This window comes from Oenococcus oeni, from assembly GCF_020510245.1.
Classification (GTDB): Bacteria; Bacillota; Bacilli; order Lactobacillales; family Lactobacillaceae; genus Oenococcus; species Oenococcus oeni.
On sequence record NZ_CP084701.1, the window covers coordinates 1,729,045 to 1,753,526 of the forward strand.

The 24,482-nt window shown below is 37.3% G+C and carries 23 protein-coding genes; 2 read left to right on the forward strand and 21 right to left on the reverse strand.

The window, feature by feature from the left end:
• Positions 1-44 precede the first annotated feature (44 nt).
• The 20 genes from tig to J3U91_RS09035 all read right to left on the reverse strand — a co-directional run bounded on the left by tig (position 45) and on the right by J3U91_RS09035 (position 20,336).
• Positions 45-1,364 (reverse strand): trigger factor, encoded by a 1,320-nt coding sequence (gene tig / locus J3U91_RS08945; RefSeq protein WP_002819585.1) that lies wholly within the window; start codon positions 1,362-1,364, stop codon positions 45-47.
• A gap of 58 nt (positions 1,365-1,422) precedes the next feature.
• Positions 1,423-1,821 carry a cytidine deaminase gene (locus tag J3U91_RS08950; RefSeq protein WP_002819586.1) on the reverse strand — a complete coding sequence of 133 codons (399 nt, stop codon included), beginning with the start codon at positions 1,819-1,821 and terminating at the stop codon, positions 1,423-1,425.
• Positions 1,818-2,708 carry an LCP family protein gene (locus J3U91_RS08955; protein ID WP_002817706.1) on the reverse strand — a complete coding sequence of 297 codons (891 nt, stop codon included), beginning with the start codon at positions 2,706-2,708 and terminating at the stop codon, positions 1,818-1,820. Before J3U91_RS08955 ends, J3U91_RS08950 begins: the two co-directional genes overlap by 4 nt.
• A gap of 93 nt (positions 2,709-2,801) precedes the next feature.
• Complete coding sequence (locus J3U91_RS08960; protein ID WP_002817705.1) at positions 2,802-3,449, reverse strand: hypothetical protein; 648 nt, start codon at positions 3,447-3,449, stop codon at positions 2,802-2,804.
• Between the two features lie 260 nt (positions 3,450-3,709).
• The gene (locus J3U91_RS09890) at positions 3,710-3,844 is read right to left on the reverse strand and encodes a hypothetical protein (RefSeq protein ID WP_002819587.1); all 135 of its coding nucleotides are present in this window, start codon (positions 3,842-3,844) and stop codon (positions 3,710-3,712) included.
• Positions 3,845-3,869: 25 nt separating this feature from the next.
• Positions 3,870-4,154 carry an SH3-like domain-containing protein gene (locus J3U91_RS08965; protein ID WP_032804857.1) on the reverse strand — a complete coding sequence of 95 codons (285 nt, stop codon included), beginning with the start codon at positions 4,152-4,154 and terminating at the stop codon, positions 3,870-3,872.
• Between the two features lie 106 nt (positions 4,155-4,260).
• Positions 4,261-5,703 (reverse strand): lipopolysaccharide biosynthesis protein, encoded by a 1,443-nt coding sequence (locus J3U91_RS08970; protein WP_002819589.1) that lies wholly within the window; start codon positions 5,701-5,703, stop codon positions 4,261-4,263.
• 3 nt (positions 5,704-5,706) lie between these two features.
• Positions 5,707-6,510, reverse strand: a complete 804-nt coding sequence (locus tag J3U91_RS08975; protein WP_002819591.1) for a glycosyltransferase — start codon at positions 6,508-6,510, stop codon at positions 5,707-5,709.
• Between the two features lie 59 nt (positions 6,511-6,569).
• Positions 6,570-7,736 (reverse strand): nucleotide sugar dehydrogenase, encoded by a 1,167-nt coding sequence (locus J3U91_RS08980; RefSeq protein ID WP_002819592.1) that lies wholly within the window; start codon positions 7,734-7,736, stop codon positions 6,570-6,572.
• A 45-nt stretch (positions 7,737-7,781) separates the two neighbouring features.
• Positions 7,782-8,768 carry a glycosyltransferase family 2 protein gene (locus tag J3U91_RS08985; RefSeq protein WP_226489945.1) on the reverse strand — a complete coding sequence of 329 codons (987 nt, stop codon included), beginning with the start codon at positions 8,766-8,768 and terminating at the stop codon, positions 7,782-7,784.
• Entirely contained in the window at positions 8,755-9,702 is a 948-nt protein-coding gene (locus J3U91_RS08990) for a glycosyltransferase family 2 protein (protein WP_002820915.1), read from the reverse strand. The genes J3U91_RS08985 and J3U91_RS08990 overlap by 14 nt, the downstream gene beginning before the upstream one ends.
• Positions 9,693-10,679 carry a glycosyltransferase family 2 protein gene (locus J3U91_RS08995; RefSeq protein ID WP_002819595.1) on the reverse strand — a complete coding sequence of 329 codons (987 nt, stop codon included), beginning with the start codon at positions 10,677-10,679 and terminating at the stop codon, positions 9,693-9,695. Before J3U91_RS08995 ends, J3U91_RS08990 begins: the two co-directional genes overlap by 10 nt.
• A 2-nt stretch (positions 10,680-10,681) precedes the next feature.
• Entirely contained in the window at positions 10,682-12,043 is a 1,362-nt protein-coding gene (locus tag J3U91_RS09000) for a hypothetical protein (RefSeq protein WP_002819596.1), read from the reverse strand.
• Positions 12,043-12,651, reverse strand: a complete 609-nt coding sequence (locus tag J3U91_RS09005; RefSeq protein ID WP_002819597.1) for a YveK family protein — start codon at positions 12,649-12,651, stop codon at positions 12,043-12,045. The genes J3U91_RS09000 and J3U91_RS09005 overlap by 1 nt, the downstream gene beginning before the upstream one ends.
• Positions 12,652-12,653: 2 nt before the next feature.
• Complete coding sequence (locus J3U91_RS09010; RefSeq protein ID WP_002819598.1) at positions 12,654-14,624, reverse strand: DUF6020 family protein; 1,971 nt, start codon at positions 14,622-14,624, stop codon at positions 12,654-12,656.
• Complete coding sequence (locus tag J3U91_RS09015) at positions 14,617-15,558, reverse strand: glycosyltransferase family 2 protein (RefSeq protein ID WP_002819599.1); 942 nt, start codon at positions 15,556-15,558, stop codon at positions 14,617-14,619. The genes J3U91_RS09010 and J3U91_RS09015 overlap by 8 nt, the downstream gene beginning before the upstream one ends.
• Before the next feature lie 67 nt (positions 15,559-15,625).
• On the reverse strand, positions 15,626-17,689 hold the full coding sequence (locus J3U91_RS09020; protein WP_002820917.1) for an LTA synthase family protein: 2,064 nt from the start codon (positions 17,687-17,689) through the stop codon (positions 15,626-15,628).
• Between the two features lie 94 nt (positions 17,690-17,783).
• A complete protein-coding gene (gene glf / locus J3U91_RS09025) occupies positions 17,784-18,950 on the reverse strand; it encodes a UDP-galactopyranose mutase (protein ID WP_002819601.1) in 1,167 nt (388 codons plus the stop codon).
• A complete protein-coding gene (locus tag J3U91_RS09030; RefSeq protein ID WP_002819602.1) occupies positions 18,940-19,707 on the reverse strand; it encodes a DUF4422 domain-containing protein in 768 nt (255 codons plus the stop codon). Before J3U91_RS09030 ends, glf begins: the two co-directional genes overlap by 11 nt.
• Complete coding sequence (locus tag J3U91_RS09035) at positions 19,707-20,336, reverse strand: sugar transferase (RefSeq protein WP_002820918.1); 630 nt, start codon at positions 20,334-20,336, stop codon at positions 19,707-19,709. Before J3U91_RS09035 ends, J3U91_RS09030 begins: the two co-directional genes overlap by 1 nt.
• Positions 20,337-20,442: 106 nt before the next feature.
• On the opposite strand from J3U91_RS09035, the gene J3U91_RS09040 reads away from it, so the two are divergent.
• A complete protein-coding gene (locus J3U91_RS09040) occupies positions 20,443-20,943 on the forward strand; it encodes a GtrA family protein (protein ID WP_002817693.1) in 501 nt (166 codons plus the stop codon).
• On the opposite strand, the gene metG is transcribed toward J3U91_RS09040, so the two are convergent.
• Positions 20,944-22,971, reverse strand: a complete 2,028-nt coding sequence (gene metG, locus J3U91_RS09045) for a methionine--tRNA ligase (RefSeq protein WP_002819605.1) — start codon at positions 22,969-22,971, stop codon at positions 20,944-20,946. It lies immediately after the preceding gene.
• Positions 22,972-23,044: 73 nt separating this feature from the next.
• Between metG and J3U91_RS09050 the strand changes: the two genes are divergently transcribed.
• Entirely contained in the window at positions 23,045-24,415 is a 1,371-nt protein-coding gene (locus J3U91_RS09050; protein ID WP_002819607.1) for an amino acid permease, read from the forward strand.
• Positions 24,416-24,482 lie beyond the last annotated feature (67 nt).

Consider the following 24,482-nt stretch of genomic DNA (forward strand, 5'->3'; position numbering starts at 1 on the left):
TCTAAAGCAAAAGAAAAACCGTTCTTTAAAAACGGTTTTAAAAATTACTTTTTTTCAACTGCTTGAGCGCTGTTAACAATCAATTCAACCGCTTGCTGAACCTTCAAATCGTGGCTAAGCATGCCGGCAGAAACCGATTTCTCAACTTCGCTTTCCTTAATATTGTATTCGGAAGCCAAGCTCTTGATTTCTTTATCTATCTCTTCGTTGCTTGGATTAATCTTTTCGACACGAGCAATCTCTTCGAGAACCAAATTAGTCTTAACCCGGTTGGGTGCGCCTTCCGTCATTTGTTGCTTTAACTGCTCCTGGCTGGTTCCGGTAATCTGGAAATACATTTCCGGCTTGACCCCTTGACCAGCTAAATTATTGAAAAATGTCTGCATCTGACGAGAAACATCATCGTTAATCATTTCTTCAGGCAACTTTTCGGGATTTATTTTTGCCCCATCGACAACTTTTTGGATTGCGGCATCTTCAAAAGCATCCTTGTTCTTTTCCGCTTTATCTTTTGCCAACTTTTCTTTGGTCTTGGCCTTTAACTCTTCTAAAGAAGAAACCGAATCATCAACATCCTTAGCAAATTCGTTATCCAAAGCTGGTGTTTCCAATTTCTTTAACTCATGAATCGTAACTGCAAAGACAGCTTCCTTGCCAGCCAAATTTTTAGCTTGATAATTTTTAGGGAAAGTAACTTTAACATCAACGTCATCCCCGGCTTTATGGCCAACCAACTGGTCTTCAAACCCAGGAATAAACTGTCCCGATCCCAGACTCAAACTAAAGTTTTGTGCCTTGCCGCCGTCGAATTGTTTTCCATCGACAGAACCGTCAAAATCAATCACGACCGTATCGCCTTTTTCAGAAACCTGATCCTCTTTAGCAGGTACCAGCTCAGCCTCGCCTTTTTGCAAACGCTCTAATTCGGCATTTAACTCTTTATCGCTGACTTCGTCGGATTCCTTTTCAACTTCTACGCCCTTATAATCACCAAGTTCAACTGTTGGTGCCAAAGTAACTTCGGCATGAATCTTCCATGGACCGCCATGTTTCAAATCATCAGGAATGATTTGTGGTTGTCCAACGACAGTGATATCAGCTTCATTAACTGCTTGATCATAAATATCAGGCAAAATTGCATTCAAAGCGTCTTCATAAAGAGCTTCTTCGCCAAAACGAGCCAAAAACAACTCTTTTGAAACGTGTCCCTTACGAAAACCGGGAATGTTAATCTTGTCTTTTTGTTTATTGAAAGCCTGGTCAATTCCGCTTGATATTTGTTTTGCTGGAATTTCAAAGCTCAAAGTTCCTTTATTGCCTTTGCCGGCTTTAAAAGTGGCATTGGTCTTAATAATATCTACCATTATTCCTCCAGATACGTACTATAAAATTATAGCGTAAAGCACATTAAAACTAATCGTATCACTTTAAATCTTCAAAAGATGCTGGCAATAAATGGTCTAAATCGGTTTTGACAACTTTTCCGGATGTATTGGTTAAATATATCGGCATTTTTTTATCGAACCATTCCACCATCACCTGACGGCATGCCCCACAGGGAGCAATTGCGCCCTCGGTTCGCCCGGAAATAACCAGAGCTTTGAACTGGTGGCAACCAGCGGCAACAGCTGAAAAAATTGCCGTCCGTTCGGCACACATTGTTGAACCAAAAGCAGCATTTTCAATGTTGCAGCCGGGAAAAATTCGATCATCAGCCGATAAAAGAGCAGCGCCAACAGCGAAATGGCTGTAAGGAATATAAGCTTTATCTAGTTCTTGGTCGGCAACCTTTTTTAATGCCGAATATTCCGCTTCAGTCATTTTAAATACTTCTCCAATTCATTATGAACCCGAGTTTTTTCCGCCTGGCTCATCACCTGCATCGATTGCCCATTAATCGTCTCACCTGTACCAACCATTTGATCGGACTTAACAGTCCCAAAAGCAGCACGGTACTTTAAGGCAAGATTTTTGAAACTGCTCCAAGACAAATCGGTCAAAATATTAGAAGACAATCTTTTGATAAACTTCTGATTGAAAATTGTTGTCGGATTGGAAACCGCCTTGCTAATAACCGCCCTTAGGACCTGCTGCTGACGGAGCTGGCGACCATAATCACCACGAGGATCTAAATGCCGCTCTCGAACATAGGACAGCAGTTGATTTCCCTTCATATTGTAGACAGTGCCTTTAACAAAAGAATGACCAAATTCTGTGAAAGTTAAATTGGAAGTAACAGTAACTCCGCCGAGAGAGTCGACAATCGACTCTAAACCACCCATATTAATTAAGGCATAACCATTTAACTTGATATTAACGAGTTTTTCAACTTGTTTAATAGAAGAACTAGCTGAACCATATGCATAAGCGGCATTCAATTTAACTGTTTGTCCATCAATTGTAATCGGAGTATCCCGTTCAAGGCTTAAAAGAAAGGTCTTTTTTGTCTTCGGATTAATCACCGCAATCATCATTGAATCAGTCCGACCTTTATAGCTCCGATCAAGGGCTCCGGTATCAGTGCCCAAAAGCAAAATAGCAATCGGCTTGCCGGATTTGGTCAACGTGTCGGCCTTGTCGGACGTCTTAATAGAACTATCCTTATGGATCTTTTCGATTGCTCCATGAGTTGTCCAAACAGCATAAGAGGCTATACCAACAACACCCACAATTAGAATTGAAAAAAGCCCGATTAAAAATCTTTTCATTTAAATTTCCTCGCTAATATGACAAAAATTAGTCCAAATCACTGTCTATAATAACAAAAAGCTTCGGAACGATTATGAAAATAGTAATCTTTATTATCGATTATTTTCCAAATCGGTCAATTTCGTCGGGCTGACTACTCGTTTGGCTAATTGCTGAGTATAATCAAGACTACTTGACTGACCGTAATAGTCATTAATCGCCTGAGTTAGCGAGACTGTAAAAGCCGCAGTGATTGGCCGAACAACCGTAATTTGATTGTTTGAAATTGTAATTTTTGCTGATAATAGATCAGAAATACCAGAAAAACTATCGGCATTAGGCACATAACGATTAATAACTCCATTTGAAATAGATCCGGTCATATCCCAATAGTTTTTATCGAATTGGAATAAATCATTTGGTTTCCCGTTGTCGCCTTTGAAAGCGACTTGAATTAAAATCGCGACCTGATTAGTCAAGCTGAGCGAAGCCCATTTAGTCTGAACATTCGAAGAACTTGTCGATGTACTGGAATTATTATTAACGCTGGACGAAGAACTTTGAGATTTTGCAGAAGACTTACTTTTATTCTGACTTGATTTTTTACTGGAATTTTTGCTTGAAACTGTTTTCTTCTGACTGCTTCCCTTTTTTGATCCGCTTGGTTGATCCAAAGCCTTAACTGCAAATACGGCTCCTCCAATGATGAACAGAAAGACAATAATCGAACTGATTATAATTGTTGTTTTTTTTGATTTCATTTATTTTTCCTTCCAAATAACTCTCTTAAAAATTAGCCATAAACAAAAAGCTCCTTTAATTATCTCCTAGACAAATAGCTGGAAACTGGAAATTAAAGAAATTACTTGGTCTGTAATATCACAAATTGGACCGGAGCCTATATTTAAGCTTTTCTGCAAATATAAATTTACAAAAAAGCCTTTATCAGGCTTCTAAATTTAAAGAATAATCTGAGCAAATCAGTCTAAGTTATAAAGCTTATAACTGTTTATAAGATTAATTAATTTTGTCCATAAGTCAGATCGGTTGCATATCCGTCGCTGACAAGATTTTTTGCTGCTTGGCTATAGCTTCCAGCAACCGAACGGAAGACGTTATGATACAAAGAAGTATTCCGAGTAACTCCAGGATTCATCTTGTATAAATAGTCATAAAAAGAATTAGTTACCGAAGCGAAAAAAATAAGTATTAAACAAAGTTTTGGCAATCATCGTAGCAGCACTCGTTAGTGCCGGTCCGGAAATATAAATCCCATCATTTCTGCTGCCTTCAACGATTACAGCTATATATGAAGCATTAGTCGAAGAAGTAATAGAAGCGTACTTCGTAATTGGAAAAGTAGCATATGTTTTTTGCTCAAGTTCCATAAAAGATGGAGTAACTAAGCTCGTTTCAAACACAGCAGAACTCAACAAAAGCGGTATTAAAAGCGTATACTTCTTCATTTTTTCCAAATTGATAAATTCCAGAGTTTTTAATTGACAGGAGTAATTTTACTGATTATTTATTATCCAGGGATTACGAGATTATAAAAATATGACTTTAAATCACTTAATCATTTCTTTTAATAAAATTCATAACAAACTTTATATCGCCCGTTCGCCAAGTCTCGATCAAAAAAACTATTCCAAAAATCAAAGTGTTAATGACCAACTGAAAGAAATTGGAACTTGGATTTTTTCCAAAAATAATCCAAGACAAAGAAGCAGCAGTTGGAAGAATCGAAAGTAGAAAAGGTTTGATTAATATCTTAATTACAAACCAAAGATTCGTTTTAAGAGCAAAATGAGTCAGCATCCAAAAAGTAAATAAAAAGTTGATTAAGAAAGCAATCGACAAAACAAAAGCCAATTTAGCAATGTCACCAAGAATAATTCCGGCGATAATTCCGAGCACAATTATGACTGTCGAAATAATTCCGGTTCTAAAAAGATATTTGGTTTCGTTTCGAGCCTGAAAAATCGAACCAATTGTTGAACCGGCGATCTGGGTCCAAACTACCAAAGATAAAAATTTAAAGGGGGCAATCGCTGAATCCCACTGACCGCCGAATAAGAAAGCAATTAATGGCGATGCATTAATACACAAGAAAAATGACAAAGGTACCCCAACCAGAAAAAGTAATCTTAAAACTTTAGAGTATATGTTTTTAATCAATTCAATATCTTCCTGATGCTGAGCCAGAATCGGTTGAATAACTGGAGTTATTACATCTGTAAGAATCGAATTAGGATAAGTCAACATCTGGTAGGATTTGCCATAGCTTCCCAATGCCGCCGCACCGAAAAATTTTCCAACCATAATATTATCGAGGTTTCGAGAAAAATAATTTACTAGTCCAAAACCAAATTGGTTTGATGAAAAATGGCGAACTTTTAAGAAAGATTTTTTATTGTACCCGGATAAAACATGCAAACCCGATAGACGAAAATAACAAAAGAAATTAAGAATGGCCGGTACAGTCGAGCCAATAATCAGAGCATAAACTCCCAAACCGCTAAGGGCAGAAATAATACCGATCACACTGCCGATGATATAATTCATCAAACCAGATAAGTTAAGTATTTTAAACTGTTGGTTTTTAGTTAAAATTGCAACCGGAACAACCGACATGATAGAAAAAATGATATTAATGCTCAATAGCCAGGCAATAGGAATGTAAATTGTCTTTCCATAAAACCAAGAGAGACCAAAACCAAAAAAACCAAAAAAACAGCCAATCAAAAGCGACACCACCGTCAACATTTTAAATAGAGAAGAAAGATCCAAATCATCTAAATCACGATTTTGAATAATAGCCGGACCAACTCCTAGTTCGGAAATCATTTGAAAGAAAGGCAAAAAAACAAGAACTATGTTTAAGGTTCCGTAGTCGGTCGGAGAAAGAATCCTTGAGAGAACCATGCTTACGAGCAGGTTGGAAACGACACCGGCATATTGTCCGATTGCCGTGAAGACGACTCCAGTTTTTAATTGTTTTTTGATTTCTTGCATTGATTAATTATCACTCATTATTCTTTTTATAAAAAAAGCAGGTAGAAGTTTTAAAAAAATTGCCTTGCGAGAATTTTCTGATAAAAGTTTTATTTTAAAAGATTCGTCTTGCTTGGCGAGTTTAGAAGACTGATCTTCTTTATGATAAACACCGGAAATAGGAGCAAAGGTCATTTTTAATGATGTTTTATCAAAAATTATTTTTAATATATTCTCTTCGAAATATAAAAAAGTTTTCGGATAAAATCCTCTTGACCATTTGAGATAGTTCTCAGTCAAAAGAATTGCGGATCCATGTAGAAAAAAAATATTTTCCCTAACGTAGTCCCCTTTTTCCGGACGCAGTTGCCGTAAAAACTGGCTAATTTTTCTAAAGACATTATGGTGCGAATGAAAAATCGGATTGAAAAAAAAGTCCCAGTTTTGTTCCAGCAGTCTCAATAGATTGGTTCGCTCATAAATCGGATTCTGTTGAAGATTTCGACTATCTAAAATATTCGTGCCGACTGCGCCAACATTAATATCATATTTAAAACGCGTTAGTTTACTTAAATAAGTATTATCTTGAAAAAGAAGATCATTATTAATTATGAAAATTTTAAACAAATCATAATTCCTTTTAAGAAAATCAATTCCTAAATTATTTGCCTTAGCAAAACCAAGATTTTCAGAAGTTTCGAGTAAGGTAATCTGCTGATTGTCCGAATAAAATTCTGATAATTTTTGAAAAGATCCGTTACCAGAATGGTTATCAACAATAACCAGATGGAAAGATTGAAAATCTTGCTTTTGCAAACTTTTAACCATCTCGACTGTATCTCGCCAATTAAGGTAGTTAATTGTGACAATCCCCAAATGGGGTTCTATTAGTCTCTTTTCCATTGATCCCTAGTGTAGAGTTTATCTGCCGAGTCTTTAATTTCTTCAGTGACCCGATTGGCAATGATTAGATCGACCTTATTTTTAAAATCAGTTAAATCGTTATCAACCTCTTTCCCTTGAAAAAGTTTTGTTTTTAGAGTTGGTTCATAGATAATGACTTCAATATTGTTTTCAGCCAAATAATTCATAACATCAATAATCGATGACTGGCGGAAATTGTCGGAACCAGACTTCATAGCCAGTTTATAGATACCAACTGTTTTTGGTTTCTTCGACAAGATTTGTTTAACAATAAACCGTTTCCTGGTGTCATTGGATTTCACGATTGCTGTCATCAGTTCCTGTGGTACTCCTTCATAGGAAGCTAATAACTGTTTGGAGTCTTTTGGCAGGCAATAGCCGCCATAACCAAAACTCGGGTTGTTATAAAAATCACCAATCCGCTGATCCATACCGACACCTTTGATAATCTTTGCTGTATCCAGATTGTTGCTGACCGCGTAGGTATCCAATTCGTTGAAATAAGCTACCCGCATAGCCAAATATGTATTCGAAAAAAGTTTAATTGCTTCGGCTTCTTCACTGTTGCTAAACAAAATCGGAATATTTTCTTTAATTGCCGCTTGCTTCAACAACTCGGCAAATTGATGAGCCTCTTTGGACTGAGAGCCGACAATAATTCGACTTGGATATAGATTGTCGCTTAAAGCCTTGCCTTCACGCAAAAATTCAGGAGAGAAGAAAATTTTTTTAAAATCAAAATGCTGAATTGCCTTATCAACAAAACCAACCGGAATTGTAGATTTGATAACAATTTGAGCCTGCGGATTTATTTCAATTGTTTCTTTGATAGCAGCTTCAACGCTGGATGTATCAAAATGATTTGTTTGCGGATCATAATTGGTTGGCGTTGCAATGATAACAAAACTAGCCGCCGTAATTGCTTCTTTAGGATCCAGAGTCGCTTGAAGCTTCAAATCTTTGTGCTCAAAAAAATCCGTAATATCATGATCGACAATCGGACTGACTTTTCGATTAATTTTCTCAACTTTTTCGGCAATAATGTCCAAAGCCTTAACTTCGTTTTGTTGAGACAAAAGCGTGGCCAATGAAAGGCCGACATAACCTGTACCGATAACTGCAATTTTCATAAAAAGTACCTCGACTAGTTAATTATAGACAAGCTGATAAAAGAATCACATATCCTTAATTTTTCTGAAATTTCGATAAAAATAATTAATATAAGACGACGAAGCGGCTCTATATGTCATTTTCTCGCGACGGGTCAACGAATTTATACCAATTGAAACGATATCGTCTTTCATCTTTTTGGAGAATTCTTTTCGAATATTAAAAGGAAAATAAAAATTATAAAAACGAATCATTCGATGAAAATGCCAATTATCAATATATTTCTCATTGAAAAAATTCAAATAAATTTGTCTTTCCTTGTCTAATGCAAAGAAAAGATCAGTAATTGTCTGTTTTAAATTCTTAGTCCATTTTTCTCCAGTCGCGCTGTTTCCTCGCCGACGATACCAATAAAACGGTCCTCCGGCCAAAAAAACAATCTTTCCTGCATGCGAATAAACCGTTGGTGTTGAAATTTGATCTTCAAAAATCATGTTTTCCGGAAAAGTAATTTGATTTTCTGTATAAATATCTTTGCGGGCGAAATAGTTAAAAGGGGCAACAAAACGAGAATAACGAATAATCAGACTGAGGGCCTCCTCTGTTGAAATCAATTTAGATCGTTGATAATTAGGACCATCGTCCATCAGAACACGTTCGTTCTTTTCGTTTAACTCGCCAATGTCGAAGATGATCAGATCGGCTTGTGATTGTCGCAACAATCTTATTGATTGCTTAAATAAATCAGTATCGACCAAATCATCCGAATCCATAAAATATATATAGGTGCCCTTTGCCTTTGAAAGCCCGTTGTTCCTCGCAACTGATTGACCTGCATTAACCTGATGGAAAATTTTAATACGTTGATCCGAAGCGGCAACTTGCGATAAGAATTTCTTTGTTTCCAAATTCGAACCATCATCAACAATAATCAATTCCAAATTAGAGTAGCTCTGCCTCAAAATACTTTTAATAGCCGGATCAAGAAAATCCAGTTGATTATACACCGGCATAATGACAGAAACTAATGGTTCAGGTTCATTTTTCATCATGAAATCGTCCTTTCAATTGAGCAATAATAAAAGGAAAAATATGTTCTTTCCATTCGGATTTGCGTTCTTGATCAGGAAAATCAGACAGAATACGCCGTAAAATCCAGATTTTTTTTAACTTATTCATACTATGATCATCCAGCAAACCGTTAATCACATTTCCACGATCAAAGCTCGCAATAACTTCCCGACTTAAATATTTTCGATAGCCAAGCATCCATTCATGAGAATAATGCCAGGTATTCCGTTGAGAAACGCTCATTGATCGCCCTACGTATTGCGTCCGATATATCGTTAAGGGCTCGCCAACATAGACAGACTTGGCATGGCAGTAAAAATCAGCTTTAAACAGCCAGTCCCAGTCCTGATGTTTTGGAAGTTTTTCCGTAAACATATTCTTAGCTAATAAACCACGGCTCGACATAATAGTCGATGTTGTCATATAACCCTTATGCAGAAAAATGTATTCGGCAAAAGACCAGTCTTTTTTTGGGCCGCTTTCCGGTAAAAGATCGTAACGATCGTTTTCTTCAGATTTCACTTGTGTGAAAGAAAAAACTAAATCATTGGGGGAATAGTTTTTTAATGCTGCCAATTGTTTTTCAATTTTATTTTCATTCCAGAGATCGTCATCATCTAAAAAAGCAACAAAGTCTGCTTGGGAGGCCCGAATACCCAAATTGCGTGCACTTCCTCCACCTTTTTTTTCGATTGACTCAATGATTTTAATACGATCATTATGAAAATCAGCCACGATCTTCCTAGCAATTTCAGAACGACCATCAACAACAACAAAAACTTCATTGACCGAATAGCTTTGCCGGAGAACGGAATTCAAAGCATCCCTCAACATATAATTTTGTTGGTCGCGATTTTTAGGACGCTTATAAGTTGGTATAACGACATCTACGCTTGGATGCTGACTTATTTCCATGTCTTTTCTGTAACCTCGGCCCGATACTGATAATCTGAATCAGCATACTCGATTGGTGGATTAAAGAAGAATCCATTCCAGGTGCCTTTAATAATAATGCCAAGTTTGGCAATTCGAAATTTAACACCCGGTTTTAAAATGACTTTTAACAAATCAAAGATATTGTGAGCAAGCGTTTTTAGATATTTTGGTAAAGAATGGCGGCGGCGTGAGGTACAAAGACGATTTCTAAATTCATTTAAATAACGAGGCAAACGCTGTTTATCATTTTCGCCAGAAATATCACCTGGCAAAGGATTTTGACCACTGGCATGTAAAACAATCGAATTGCGAACAAAAAATCCAGGGAAGAAATGCGTCACGCGTTGAGTATATTCGATATCGTCTCCCCAAATAAAGTATTCTTTTTGCGGCAAACCGACTTTTAAAACTGCCATCCGAGAAACAATCGTTGAAACAAAAGTTGAGTGCTTAATTCTTACAAAGGGTTGATCGCCATAATAAACTTTAATCTTATCGGAAAAAAGCGGAGATGCCATATTCATGTTGGCCCAGGTCCCATCTTTCCAAATATCGTGACTAGCGGCCATACCTGCGGCTGGATCCACTTTCCATACTTCCAATAAACGGTCAAGTGAATCTTTGGTTACCAATGAATCATCGTCCATCAACCAAACGAAATCATCGTTTGTCTTTTCAATAAATGCGCGGATTCCCTGATTGAAACCGCCGGCGCCACCGATATTTTTTGGTAGATTCAAAACGATAATTTTGTCGTCTTTTTTAGATTCCTGTTCAATCCACTTTTTAGTTCCATCGGTCGAAGCGCCGTTGATAATAATAATATGTTTCAAAGTTTGACTATGTTGATTTTGAAGTGCTGAAACAGATTGTTTTAATAATTCCAGGCGATTATATGTAACAACAACTGCACTAACACTTGCCTTGCTTATATCATCGATAAATAATTTAGACATCCCTATGATTTTACCACCAGTTTTTCATCCATTCGATATTGAACAAATCTAACAAAAACAAAAATTGAAATAAGAGAATAATAACTCAGCCAGTTAAAATCAAACAAAGCCAAAAAACTGTAAATTATCATCGTATATTTAGCGGCATCTTTAACAAAAAAAGTTAAATCATCCTGAACGATTTGCGTTCGAAAATTATAGAACAGTTCGCGAACTTTTTTGACGATCGGCAGAAAAAACAATAAACCGTATTGAGCAAAGAAGCCGCCCCAATCGGATAAAACCGAGTAGCGATGGCTGAAGCCCCATAAATACTCAATATTTAGTTTGGTATTTCTCGGAACATATTCAACCAAGTAGTGACCAATATATCCATTGCCGACACCGATCAAAGGATAATGGAGAAAGGTCAAGAACAGACCGATCGTACCTCCTATTCGATCAGAAGCCGAAAAACCACCCTTCGCAAATAAATAATTGTTCAAAAAACCATTAATTCGAGGAAGGGTAAAATAAGCGATTCCCAAAAGAAAAAGTGCCAGAACAGCTGCCCCGATAAAGAATTTTTGGATTGGTCCGCGCAAATCGGAGACCATAATCAAAGCGGTCAAAATGATTGCCACCAGCCCGGTTGTTGTTTTTGCTAGAACGAGCGTTATAACAATAAAGGCAAGTAGCAAGTAAGCTTCATAAGGAAAATTACCAAATTTATTTTTCAAAAAAGAAAAATTATGTTTAATCGCCGATAATATCCAAGGCAAGAAAACAACCGACAATTGTCCGGCCAAAAAAGCCGGTTCGATTTCCAAGCCATTTGCACGATGCAGCGTGGCTACATAAGAGCCTCTCAAATAGTCGCTGGGAATTTCCCAACGCGGAAGAATAGAGCGATCAAGCAGATTGGCCCATCCTAAAAATATATTTTTGCCAGCAGCTACTGTCAGTTGCGGCAATAGAATAAACACACCCATCAAAAAAAGGGTCAGCATGGAGCCTCTAATAAAACGCTGCATGTCAAAATCAGATTTAATTGAAAAATAGAGCAAAAAATAGACAAGCAAGAAACTGATAATCGTCGAAATGAAACCGACAAAAGACCCCAAAATATTGAAATCTTGTGAATCCGAACCAAATTTCGAATAATTCCAAATCAGAAGGACGATTTCCGACAGAGTTAGTAAAGCAAAATAAAGAATTACTTTGCCTTGAAAAACCTTTGCTTTCAAAATTCCTTGTGGATCAAGCGAAACCTGAAAAGCAAGATATAAAACGATCACAAAAAAAGGAAGCACAGCAAAGGGCTGTGGAATTGACTGAGTAAATGGTTTAACAAACAGAGAAAAAAATATCAGCCAAGCAGACATTACCTAAGTTTATCCTTTATATCGTTCCAAAGGAGTACTACCCCCGACAAAACCAAGCCGAAAATAGCTCCGATTAAGGCGTATTTTTTTGCACTCGGGCCAGTTGACTCAATTGTTTCGACAGCCTTTTGAGCGATAATAACTTTCCCGGCAGCCGGAAGAATTTTAGGAAGAATCTTTTGGGTTGACTTTGATAAGGCATCCGCAATTTTAACTGCTTTTTTGGCTTTACCCGCGGTTGCGCTTATTTTAATCAAAACGCTATTGTCAGGCGAATTAACGTTGATATCATTCGACGAAAAATCAATCTTTTTCTTGGCGTTATCCGTAATTGCTGAATCCTTGATCAAACTCTTAATCGAGTTTTGCAGGAGGATATCGCTTTGAGTCAAATCAAAGGCATCCTGCCCATTATTTTGTTTATCAGCCTGGCTAATCTTCGAATAATTATGTGCAACGGTCAACGTTGAAGTTGCCTGATAAGTTTTAAAATGGGTTATTTTCGCAAATCCGAATCCGACAAAAGCAAAAGCAATCGCCGTTATTACCCAAATCCACCATTTGCTAATTATTAATTTTAATAAATCTAATAAGGAGTATGTCTTCATAATTAATTCCTGGATAAGTATATCAAAGCACCAAAGATCGGTGGCTGCGACTGCTTATTTTTTTCTAATTGTTTCTTTTCATCCGCATTAATAAACAGTAACGGAGCAATCATCATAATCTCGATTGGCACTGTGTATCTTGCGTCCCCATTAACCGATCCGTCTAAATTAATCAAAAAAGTCAGAATCGACGGCAGAGTTAATGCTATTCCCAGTTTATTTCTTTTAAAAATAAAGTAAATCAACATTGAAATTGCCAACCAGTTCCATAAAGCTGTTTTCAAGACGAGATTAACGATCGGAATTGCACAAATTAACGATAGATAGTCGAGCATTCCTTTTTGGCTTTTAACCAAGGGCTTTACATCTTTTAAATATTTGTTGCTCAAAACAAAATAGGTATTTCTTGGTCTTCCGACATAAATTGAAATAGATCCATAAGGATCATTCAAATTAAAACTGCGCTCCGGAATCGGGTCTAAAGAAAGGAATTGATTGTTTAAAGTGGCATTGACGTACTGCAGTGGATGTCTGATTCCCATTTTTAGCCAAGTGATTAAATACTGTTTGACATTTTTTTTGTAAAGATTCCCTTTCCACCAATTAGGATTTTTTTGAAATTCTTTAATGCTACTTGCCAAGATGAGAAAGGAATTGTATCTAAAGAGGTTTTTAGCGGAATCACCGAAAGTTGGATTGTAAGTCTTGGAAATTTTATCCAGATACATAACTTTGTTAATTGATTTTTTATCCGCCTTTGTCAATTCCCTTGGATAGTTAGTCACGATAAAGGAAGTCTGCTGAATTGGAGCGACTAGCATTTCTGCTGGCGAAGAAGGCATTACGTCCAAGGCTTTCAGTACGACTTTAGACCATCCCTCATAAGCAATCAAAACAACGGCAAAAATTATCAGTAAGGGCCGTCGAATTTCCTTAAAAAGAAAAATCGACAAGAGAATTGCCGGTAAAACGACGTAAATGCCGTTATTTCTAAATAAGCAAACCAAAAGAGCAGAAATCACCAAAAATGAAGAAGAAAAAATATTTTTCTTCTTCAGCACAATAACATCCAAGAATGCCGATACGAAAAATGCAGTCGAAGCTAAAAACCAACCCGTTTTGTCAAAACAGACGGCATAAGCCGAAAAATGCGGTTCCAAACCGAAAAACAGAATTACAATCCAGGCATTAAAGTTATTCGATAATTTACGTACTCTTAAAACCAAGCCCGAATAGGCAAAAACGGAGACCAATAGCAAAATTGTCGAATGCAGATAAAAAGCACCAGTATTCGAGTGAAATAAAAGCAAACCCAACTTAAAAATTCCGCCCATGACCAAAGTAGCAAACCAAGGATGGTGATTGGTTGGAAAATAAGTAAAATGCAATCTGGGAATGTAGACTTTAAAAAATTCGTCCAGCTGGCGGGAACCGTCATAACCGATCGTGCCAGGAAACAAATAGATAATTATTGGCAGCCAGAGCAAAAAAACAATCAAAGCTGTCCAATAAAAATTAGGAAAATGGTAACGATTTATTTTTTCAATGACTTTTGCGTCGGAAATCTGTTTAAAAACAAATTTAAGAACATCAATAAATGCATAAATGAAAATCGCAAATCCGGCCCATACAATTAAAGAAATCAAAAAAGTTACTTTGCTGGCAAGCAATAAATCCAAATTAAGAGTCTTTGAAACGCTTTCACCCAACAGTGCAAATAAAGAGAGAATAACGCTGGTTACAATCTGCCAAGAATTATTAACAGGTTTTTTCCCGTTTTCCAACAAGAAAAATGATAAAAAAGGCAACAAAAAAGCCAATAATACGAGCGGAAAATTAGTTGAAGAAAAGCGCTGATTGATCGTTGAGAAAGCTTCGAAATTAGAAACATAATTAAAATTAACCGAAAAAGCAGCGGCCGATAAAAAACTAAAAACCCATTTGTAAGGAAAATTATTTTTAATTTTATTCATCAATTCTCTGTTCAGCATCAATTAGCCTATATTCAAAATTCATTTTCTCTTGAGACTGAATTGCATCAAGTATCAAGCCGCTAAACAAGGAAACGATCGCTATCAAAAGAACTATCATCGAAACGACCAACGTTGGCATATTTGCCACCAGACCTGTTTTTCGGTATGGAATAAATACGCGCAGACAAAAAGTAATCAGACTGATAATCGTCAGAATTCCAGAGATCGTACCAAAAAAAGCCAACGGATGATAGATTCTGAATAAATTCCAAATTTTCAGAATCACTCTCATTCCGTCACCATAGGTATCCAATTTCGATTCGCTGCCCTCGGGCCGGTCGCGATACTCAATTACTTGATTTTCAACAAACATATTTGTTTCAGCAGCGTGGATGCTCATTTCAGTTTCAATTTCAAAACCTTTCGACAATACCGGAAAAGTTTTGACAAAACGGTAAGAAAAAGCTCGATAACCAGTTAAGATATCTTTAATATTCGTATCGAATAAATGATTGATTAAAAATTTTACAATCGAATTTCCGGCATTGTGAAAGGGCCGTTTATTTTCTTGGAAGTATGTAGATGATAGTCGATCGCCAACGACCATATCAACTTTTTTATCTACAACCCGGTGATACATTTCCGGAATTGCTTCAACCGGATAAGTATCATCGGCATCGATCATAATGTAGACATGTGCCTCGATTTCGCGGAACATCCGCCGGATAACAGCACCTTTTCCACGAACATATTCGTGTTTGACAATCGCTCCGGCTTTAGCGGCTAATTGTGCCGTATCGTCGTCGGAATTATTATCATATACATACACCGATGCATCAGGAATTGTTTCAATAACGCGCTTCGTATCGTTAACAACTTTTTCAATTGTCGAAGATTCATTATATGCAGGAATTAAAATAGCTAAATTTTTCATAGGGATCAACTCTTAACTATTCTACCCTACTTGCTTATCAATACGCATATGCTCCGATACAATACAATCATTTGCTTGGAACTTTCATGAATCCATCGTTCTTGACGTAATGCTTGCCGCGAGTGATATCGTATTGAACCATCTTATAATCTTTTAACAACTGTTTTTGTTCTTTTGTTAAGTCACTGTTATTAACCTGCTCACCGGAATTATTCAAATAAATATTCTTATTTTCGTTCGGTTCCCATAAAGCAGAGCCGTTTTTAGCCAGGGCATTCGAAGAAGCGGGAATTTGCTCCCTTAATTCGGTAAGTAGTGCCAAAAATGGTGAAACTTTAGTATTCATGTGTTCGGCCGCCAGTGCCTGGAAATAATTAGGAGAAGTATAACTTGTGTTATCGGTCAACTTAGTCGAATGGGATTTGCTTGCTTTGTTTGAGTATATGAAATAATCAGTTTCATGCAGTTTTAACAAATTCTTCGAATCCTTCATCTCACTGTCATAAATTCCGGGAAGATGATCGCCATACCAAACAACCGTGATTGGCCGCTTGATTTTATTTAAAGCTTCAATGAATTTCTCGGTTGAGTCATCAGTATAATTCAGTCCTTGAACATAAGTCTTAACTTCAGTAGATTCCCAACTGGATCGATTATAAGTAGATTTAATGTCGAAAGTATATTTGTCATACCAGTTGTTATAGCTTAAATGATTTTGAATGGTCGGCGTCTGAATAAATTGCGGTTTGGAAGTTTTATTAAGCTGCAAAAGGATATCTTTATAAGCAGATTCATCGCTGGCGTAGGGGTTTTTGCCAATTCTAGACGAATATTTGACTTTTGGGCTATAGAGCGAATAAAAATGTTGAAAACCCATTTTTTTATAAACCGTCGAACGATCGTAAACCAAAGGAAGGTAAGGATGAATAGCGTTTTTAATTGACCAGCTATTACTAACGTTTGGTACATAACTGGACCCTGGGACCAATTGAACATAAGGGGAAGTCAAAGTTGCAAGGAAATTAGTCAATGACAGACCGGTCAAGGCTTGATATTCAAGATTGGCAGTTCCGCCACCATAACCGGAACTCAGCATCAATCCTGAAGTTGTTTTCGTTTTTAGAGATCTTATTTTAGGAATCGGATCGGGATTCACAGTTAAACCGGGAACCCGCCTTGGATCAGAAAAACTTTCACTTAATATGTAAATAACTGTTTGCTGATTTAAATAATTTTTTCGCGTTTTATTGATTTTTTTGGCAATTTTACTGTATTTTTTATCAATTTTTTCGATCGCCGCTTTTGAATAGCCGCTTGGCATCGTCATAACTTTGTCATCGAAAAAACGCATAAAGGAATATATGGCTCCGTTGTCTCTTTGATCTAAATTCGTATCCCATGGCTTGGGCGTATCGTCAAAGTGAAGGGCAACTTTATTAGGAATTGTCCCCGGAGTGTAAAGGTCCTGGGCAGAGAAAAGAACTAGGCCACAGATCAGGAAAAGTGGCAAACGAATATACCACTTGGTAAATTTTATTCGGGAATCGAATCTCCTAAAAAGAAAATAAAGGACTGTGACAGCCAGAATTCCCGCAATAAAAATAGCAATCAGTTCAAAAGCACTCATACCGATAAAGCTAACCAAGGCAAAAGGATTGGATAGTTGTGATAAATCAGATGGCAGAATGGCTTCGTTTCGATAAACCAGTTTTTGTTGATCGGCGATTCCAAAAACAATAAAAATCAGATTGTTGAGAATAAAAGTCAGCCAAAAACGATTCGTGACAGCCAGAATTACTCCAAAAATGGCAAAAACAAAGATTAGATTCAAAACAACCTGATGAGTTTGGCTTCCCGGCGTAAGACCACCAATAATAAAATTGGTGGCTGCTTCGATTTTTTGCGTCAGATTCTGGCCCATTCCCACCTGAATCATGAATTGCACAAAGAAAACATCGAAGAGCGAGAATATTAAAGTAATCAAACCGTAAAAAAGCCAGCGCGGAAAAAAAATGCTCGCCAGCATCGACGAATTGTGTTTAGACTTAAAATTATTTATCTTGTTGAAAACTTTCCCAAAAGTTTTATTAAGTTTTGAGTCCCTAAATTTTCCAAATAAATTTTTAAACATCGTGAGGCATTATATAATATGTTAATTAAAATATAATTAATAAAAATAAAAGCCTAGTTTTTTGAAAAATAAAACTAGACTTTTATAAACGTTATTAATTCTTATCGAAACTGAACTCGGCCGACAAATGGAACTCTTGCCTAACGGTATTAAAAGTTGCATTGATTACTTGATCCATATCGAAATATCGATACAGGCCAAGTCGGCCGCCGAAAATAAATTGATCTTTATGTTGTCGAGCCAGTTTGGCATATTTTTTATATATCTCGGTATTCTTTTCATTGTTAACCGGATAATAAGCTTCTTTGCTGCGATCCCAATTTTGAGGATATTCACGAGTAATGATCGTCTTCCCTTTGTCGGCCAAACCGTCAAAATGACGCCACTCCATAACTCTCGTATAAGGCGTTTTTGCATCCGTATAGTTTATCACCGAATTTCCTTGATAATTGTCCGTATCAAGTGTTTCTGACTCAAATTTGAGGCTTCGGTACTCCAGCTCGCCAAAACGGTAATCAAAGAAACGATCGATCATCCCCGTATAGACAATTCGAGGAAATTCTTTAATGTAATCATCTTTGTGTTCAAAAAAATCGGCGTTTGTTTTCACATCAATTAAGTCCGAACTCAACCATTTGTCAAAAAGCTGGGTATAACCGCCAATTGGAATACCCTGATAGCGATGATTGAAATAATTATTGTCAAAAATAAATCGGACCGGCAAACGCTTAATAATGAAGGCCGGTAATTCTGTTGCTTTTCTGCCCCATTGCTTTTCCGTATAACCTTTAATCAGTTTTCTGTAGATATCGGTTCCAATTAAAGAAATCGCCTGCTCTTCCAGATTGCGTGGCTGTCCGCTTATCCCAGCTTCCTTTTTTTGTTCTTCAATCTTTGCTTTGGCTTCGGCCGGAGTCTTAACTCCCCACATCTCATAAAAAGTATTCATATTGAAAGGAAGATTATAGAGTTCGCCTTGATAATTAGCGATAACCTGGTTTTGATAATTATTGAAATCAGCAAATTTATTAACAAAATTCCAAACTTCCTTGTTATCTGTATGAAAAATATGAGCGCCATAATCATGCACGGTAATTCCATTTTCTGTATGTGTGTACATATTCCCGCCGATATGTGGGCGTTTTTCAACAATTAAAGATCTTTTGCCGAATTTAGCCGCTTCATAAGCAAAAATCGAACCAAAGGGACCTGCTCCAACAATTAAATAATCATATTTTTTTGTATTGTATTTATTTGTCATCTTTTCCTCCGGCGATCATTCTTATCAAAAAATTGCCGCCTTTTTTAAACCAGTTTTGTTTCTCTTCGAAAACAAAGGGAACCTCAACATATTTTTTATTATTAGCGTCCAAAAATATGTCCAGTAAACGCTCGCCCACGAAACCAAAAACTCTTTTTTCATATTGATCGTAAGTACTCGTGTCGATTTCTTTTTCCAGTTTGAATAAAATGTCAAACATCCAATCTGCATATTCATCAAGTTGTTGGCGTGTAATTATCAGCATATTAAACAAGTGCTGGTCGGTTCTCTTCATTATTTTGTCGTAACTGGTCTGATAAGTTGGACTCATCAATTCTCGAGCTTTATTAATTGCCTCCGCATGATGAGCATGAACATAATGCGAATAATTCGTCTGAATATAGTAATTACGTTTTTTCGGCAGGACAATTTGATTGTTTTTAAAAAGATCATCCAATTGCTTGCTGTTCAAAACATTATCGAGACCTTTTTTGTGGTTAAGCGAAAAATATCTTCGATAGTGGACAAGGCCGATTATGTCGGCATCGGAATTCTTCCAAGCCCAATAAAGAGCTGTTAATTCATTAAAAGAGGAATTTTTGTCGCTAATATTGTCACCAGTATCGTCACCAATCCATCCAGCCGGCAAATCAAAGGGATTGCTCGATTTGCTGTGTCCAACCCAAATCGGCTGATATAAAGGATCACTAGGCATCTGATAAAGTTTGTGAGATGCCACGTAGATTTTAGCTTGCATCAATAAGCCCCCGCACGAGAAAAAATAGCCTTCATCGTCAAATAAACAATATACCAGTCATACCAAAAACCAATGTGTTCGACATATTCAAGGTCAATCTCGGCACGTTCGGGATATTTAATGTCGGAACGCCCGGTTGCTTGCCACAAACCCATCGCCCCGGGTAAAACGCTTAAAAATTTGTCAACATTCGAACCATAGTAGCGCAATTCCGGTTCGGTAACCGGGCGTGGACCGACAATCGACATCTGGCCGGCGAAAATATTAAAAAGCTGAGGCAGCTCATCAAGGCTTGTCCGCCGTAAAATCCTGCCAAACTTCGTAACCCGGGGATCCTCACCGGCCGGAAACTTGTAATCGTTTTTAACAAAAGTTTGATAGTCTTCCGGGTGACGCTTGAAATAAGTATCCGCATCAGCCCGCATCGAACGAAACTTGATCAGTTTGAAATGCTTATGATTCTTCCCAACCCGGTCATGAAAATAGAAAATCGGACCATGCAGGTCGTTTATTTTCTGCAAAATAATTAGAATTAAAAAAAGCCAGGACAATAAAACAATGCCAACTAAACTTCCGGCAATGTCTATCATTCTCTTAAAAGGTATGTAACGTTTTTGCGGTTCTGTCATTCTCTGTCTAATTATAACTAAATTTATTAATTCAACATTTATTCTAAATTACTTATTAACAAAAACCTAACCGGGAAGATTTGGGCTAAAATTAGAAAGTCTGATTATGAAAAATTTTTTTAATAAAAATTACGAAATTATTCTTTACCTGATTTTTGGTATTTTAACAACGGTTGTTTACTTTATAGCACGTTTTCTAACTCTTAATTTAAGCAAAAACGCTCTTCTGGCCGTAGCTGTCGCCCAGATATTGGCAATTCTTTTCGCCTTTATCACAAATAAGATCTGGGTCTTCAAAAAAGCCGAAAAGGCTCCTCTTTTGATTCAATTTTTAAAGTTCGTAGCGGCGCGATTATTTGTCTTTTTACTCGACTTCTTTATCACTTGGCTTTGCATCGAAAAATATGGTCGTTTCTTTATTAACTTCTTCGCTTTGAACCATCTCAATTATCAATCCGGTATTACGACTTTCCCGATAATAAGCGGTTTTATCGGTTCGCCCACGCTTGCAAATACCTTCATTTGGTCAATGTTCGTTCAAATTGCCGCAATTATTTTGAATTACGTATTTTCTAAACTGTTTATTTTCAAAAACAAAAAGCAGTGATTAATTAATCACTGCTCCAGCTTCGACTTCGTCAGGTAATTCGCTGACGATCACTTTTCCATCAGAATTTTCAGCGCAAAGAATCATCCCCTGACTGATTTCTCCAGCCATTTTTTTTGCCTTTAAATTCGCGACAATTGCAATCTTTTTCCCAACCAGAACCGAAGGATCCGGATACCACTCACGAATTCCGGAGAGAATTTGGCGGCCGCCTTCGCTACCATCATCAATTTGCCACTTAATCAATTTTTTTGAATTTTTAAGGATTTCTCCCGATTTTATTTTTCCGGCAATTAATCGAAGTTTAGCAAAATCATCGTAATTAATTTCCTCGATAGTTTCGTTTTGTAGTTCTTCGCGGGCCTTTTCCTTGGCAGCTTCCATCCGAGCGCGGCCTTTGCCTTTGGTATCCTTTTGCACAAGACCAGAGATAAATTCAACCTCTTTTTTTACGTCGAGTCTTGGAAAAAGCGGTGTTGGACGCTCAACAACTTTTACGCCGGTAGGAATATCGGCAAAATTCAAATTAGAAATCGGCTCGACTTCTGGCAAACCAAGTTGATCGAAAATTTTCTTTGGCGCCTGGGTCAGCACCGGTTGCAATAAGGAACCAACAACCCGTAGCGAGGCCGCTAAGTGAGCCATTGCATCATCAAGTTCCGCCCTTTGCTTATTTTTATCAAGTACCCAGGGCTCTGTCTCATCAATATATTTATTCGTACGCCGGATCAAGGTCCAAACTGCTTCCAAAGCATCGGCCGTGTGGACTTTTTCCATTTCATCCTTGAAGTTTTCAACAGCCTGAGAAGCAGTCTCTTCAAGTTCGCGATCTTCAGGAAGAAGCTTTCCAAGCTTTGGGATCAAACCATTATCATAACGATTAATCATCGAGATAGTTCGATTCAGTAAATTGCCGAGATCATTGGCCAAATCGAAATTAACACGATTGACAAAATCCTCCGGAGAAAAGACGCCATCATTTCCAAAAGGCATGCTGCGTAGGAGATAATAACGGACGGCATCAAGACCATAACGGCTTTCCAATGTTTCCGGATAAACAACATTGCCTTTGGACTTGGACATTTTACCGTTTTTCATGACCAGCCAGCCGTGGCCCAATACTTCGCCCGGGAGCGGCAGTCCCAAAGCATGGAGCATAATTGGCCAATAAATCGTATGAAAACGCACGATTTCTTTACCAACTAATTGAAGATTAGCCGGCCAAAACTTTTTGAACAACTCAGGTTGATGATCAAAATCACCTAATTCAGGGTCGTATCCAAGCGCGGTAATATAGTTGGACAAGGCATCAATCCAAACATAAATAACATGTTTCTCATCTCCAGGAACTGGTATTCCCCAATTAAAACTGGTTCTCGTAAGAGCCAGATCTTCCAGACCCGGCTTGATGAAATTAGAAATCATTTCATTCATCCGGCTTTCCGGCTGGAGAAATTCAGGATGGTCATGATAATACTGCAAAAGCCAATCGGAATATTTACTCATCTTAAAGAAGTAGGTCTCTTCTTTGACGAGTTGAACTTCGTGACCGGATGGTGCTTTCCCGCCAATTACTTTGCCATCCTTATCGCGATAGACTTCTGCCAATTGAGATTCGGTAAAATATTCCTCATCGGAAACCGAATACCAACCGGTGTAATTACCCTTATAGATATCCCCTTCATCCATAAATTTCTTAAAAATATGCTGGACAACGCGTTCATGGTATGCGTCAGTCGTTCTGATGAATTTATCGTAGGAAATATTCATTAATTTCCAAAGCTTTTTGATACTAACAGCCATTTCATCCAGATATTCCATTTCGGATTTACCGGCTGCTTCAGCTTTTTCCTGGATTTTCAAACCGTGTTCATCAGTACCGGTTAAAAAGAAAACATCTTCTCCCAAAGCGCGATGAAAACGGGCTACGGAATCTGCTAGAACGGTCGTATAAGTGTTTCCTAGTTGCAATTTCCCCGATGGATAATAAATCGGTGTTGTAATATAAAATCTATTTTTTTTCGTCATGACAAATGAGTCCCCTTCAAATACATATTTCCATTATATATATAAGCCAAAGATAGCTTAATATAAATACTAAATGAAAAAGTTAAACGATAGTAAAAATAACATGAAACGAGAACTATCAAACCGTCATATACAACTAATATCGATTGGTGGAACAATCGGAACCGGATTATTTTTAGGTGCTTCCCGATCAATCGCTTTTACCGGACCGTCGATTATGCTGGTCTATTTAGCCGCGGGAATTTTTATGTTTCTGCTGACAAGAGCGATGGGCGAAATGCTTTACATGGATCCAGACCAGCATACTTTTATAAACTTCATCAGCAAATACTTGGGAAAACCCTTTGGTTTTTTCTCTGGTTGGACTTATTGGCTCTCGATTATTTTTACAGGAATGGGCGAATTAACGGCAGTTGGTATTTATTTTCAATTCTGGTTTCCAAAAATGCCCATGTGGATAATTCAACTAATGTTTTTAGCCGCAATTATGTCAATTAATTTAATTACAGTCAAATTTTTCGGCGAAGCTGAATTTTGGTTTGCCATGATTAAAATATCCGCCATCATCGCTCTAATTTTGACAAGCATCTTCATGCTTGCTACGGATTTTAAAACCCCAATCGGGGCCGCCGGGCTGACAAATATTTCAAAAAACTTTCAACTCTTTCCAAACGGCTTTAAAAATTTCGTAATGGCTTTCCCAATGGTTTTCTTCGCTTATCAAGGAATTGAATTTGTTGGTATCACGACCAGCGAAACAAAAAATCCAAGGGCCGTTTTACCAAAAGCAATTAATCAGATCATTATTAGAATTCTAATTTTCTATATCGGTTCATTAATAGCGATCATGTTGATTTATCCTTGGCAGTCTTTGGACCCGAAACAGTCTCCTTTCGTTTGGATATTCAAGCTGTTGGGAATCAGTTGGGCCGCCGGCTTAATCAATTTCGTTGTTTTAACGGCAGCATCCAGCGCATTGAATTCCATCTTATACTCTTCCGGCCGACACCTTTATCAGCTGGCATCGGATTCATCCGGTAAATTCAATAAAAACTGTGCCGTCATTAGTAAGAACGGTGTGCCGGCACGTACCATTTGCCTATCGGCTTTAGCGGTTGCGGTTTCCCCGATTATCAACTCGATTCCAACAATTAAAGACGCTTTTTCTGTCATTGCCAGCGTCAGTTCGGGAGCTTACCTGTTAATTTATATTCTTACTTTATTTGCTCATAGAAAATACACCCAATCCAAGGACTATCTTGACAATGGTTTTCTGATGCCGAAACCAAAGCTTTTCGGTCCCTTAACAATTGCATTTATGGTTTTCATCCTGATATCAATGCTCTTTCAAAAAGAGACCTGTCCGGGAGTCGTCACGGCTTTAATTTGGCTTGTAGTTTTTGGAGGTTACTCTTTGACAAAATATAAAAATGAAAACAGTTAATAAAAAATGACCCTTGTTTGAAATTTTCAAATGAAACTTTTTAATTAAATCTATAGAAAAAAGAAGT

Coding starts and splice junctions, on each gene's coding strand:
- J3U91_RS08950 (WP_002819586.1), bottom strand. CDS start 1,821: ATGACTGAAGCGGAATATTCGGCATTAAAAAAGGTTGCCGACCAAGAA.
- J3U91_RS09015 (WP_002819599.1), bottom strand. CDS start 15,558: ATGAAAAATTTAGCTATTTTAATTCCTGCATATAATGAATCTTCGACA.
- J3U91_RS09035 (WP_002820918.1), bottom strand. CDS start 20,336: ATGACAGAACCGCAAAAACGTTACATACCTTTTAAGAGAATGATAGAC.
- J3U91_RS08980 (WP_002819592.1), bottom strand. CDS start 7,736: ATGAAAATTGCAGTTATCGGTACAGGTTATGTCGGCCTTTCATTGGCC.
- J3U91_RS09005 (WP_002819597.1), bottom strand. CDS start 12,651: ATGAAGACATACTCCTTATTAGATTTATTAAAATTAATAATTAGCAAA.
- J3U91_RS08970 (WP_002819589.1), bottom strand. CDS start 5,703: ATGCAAGAAATCAAAAAACAATTAAAAACTGGAGTCGTCTTCACGGCA.
- J3U91_RS09050 (WP_002819607.1), top strand. CDS start 23,045: ATGAAAAAGTTAAACGATAGTAAAAATAACATGAAACGAGAACTATCA.
- J3U91_RS08955 (WP_002817706.1), bottom strand. CDS start 2,708: ATGAAAAGATTTTTAATCGGGCTTTTTTCAATTCTAATTGTGGGTGTT.
- J3U91_RS09010 (WP_002819598.1), bottom strand. CDS start 14,624: ATGAATAAAATTAAAAATAATTTTCCTTACAAATGGGTTTTTAGTTTT.
- J3U91_RS09030 (WP_002819602.1), bottom strand. CDS start 19,707: ATGCAAGCTAAAATCTACGTGGCATCTCACAAACTTTATCAGATGCCT.
- J3U91_RS08965 (WP_032804857.1), bottom strand. CDS start 4,154: ATGAAGAAGTATACGCTTTTAATACCGCTTTTGTTGAGTTCTGCTGTG.
- J3U91_RS08995 (WP_002819595.1), bottom strand. CDS start 10,679: ATGTCTAAATTATTTATCGATGATATAAGCAAGGCAAGTGTTAGTGCA.
- J3U91_RS08985 (WP_226489945.1), bottom strand. CDS start 8,768: ATGATGAAAAATGAACCTGAACCATTAGTTTCTGTCATTATGCCGGTG.
- J3U91_RS09890 (WP_002819587.1), bottom strand. CDS start 3,844: ATGAATCCTGGAGTTACTCGGAATACTTCTTTGTATCATAACGTCTTC.
- J3U91_RS08975 (WP_002819591.1), bottom strand. CDS start 6,510: ATGGTTAAAAGTTTGCAAAAGCAAGATTTTCAATCTTTCCATCTGGTT.
- J3U91_RS09000 (WP_002819596.1), bottom strand. CDS start 12,043: ATGTCTGCTTGGCTGATATTTTTTTCTCTGTTTGTTAAACCATTTACT.
- tig (WP_002819585.1), bottom strand. CDS start 1,364: ATGGTAGATATTATTAAGACCAATGCCACTTTTAAAGCCGGCAAAGGC.
- metG (WP_002819605.1), bottom strand. CDS start 22,971: ATGACGAAAAAAAATAGATTTTATATTACAACACCGATTTATTATCCA.
- J3U91_RS08960 (WP_002817705.1), bottom strand. CDS start 3,449: ATGAAATCAAAAAAAACAACAATTATAATCAGTTCGATTATTGTCTTT.
- J3U91_RS09040 (WP_002817693.1), top strand. CDS start 20,443: ATGAAAAATTTTTTTAATAAAAATTACGAAATTATTCTTTACCTGATT.
- glf (WP_002819601.1), bottom strand. CDS start 18,950: ATGACAAATAAATACAATACAAAAAAATATGATTATTTAATTGTTGGA.
- J3U91_RS08990 (WP_002820915.1), bottom strand. CDS start 9,702: ATGGAAATAAGTCAGCATCCAAGCGTAGATGTCGTTATACCAACTTAT.
- J3U91_RS09020 (WP_002820917.1), bottom strand. CDS start 17,689: ATGTTTAAAAATTTATTTGGAAAATTTAGGGACTCAAAACTTAATAAA.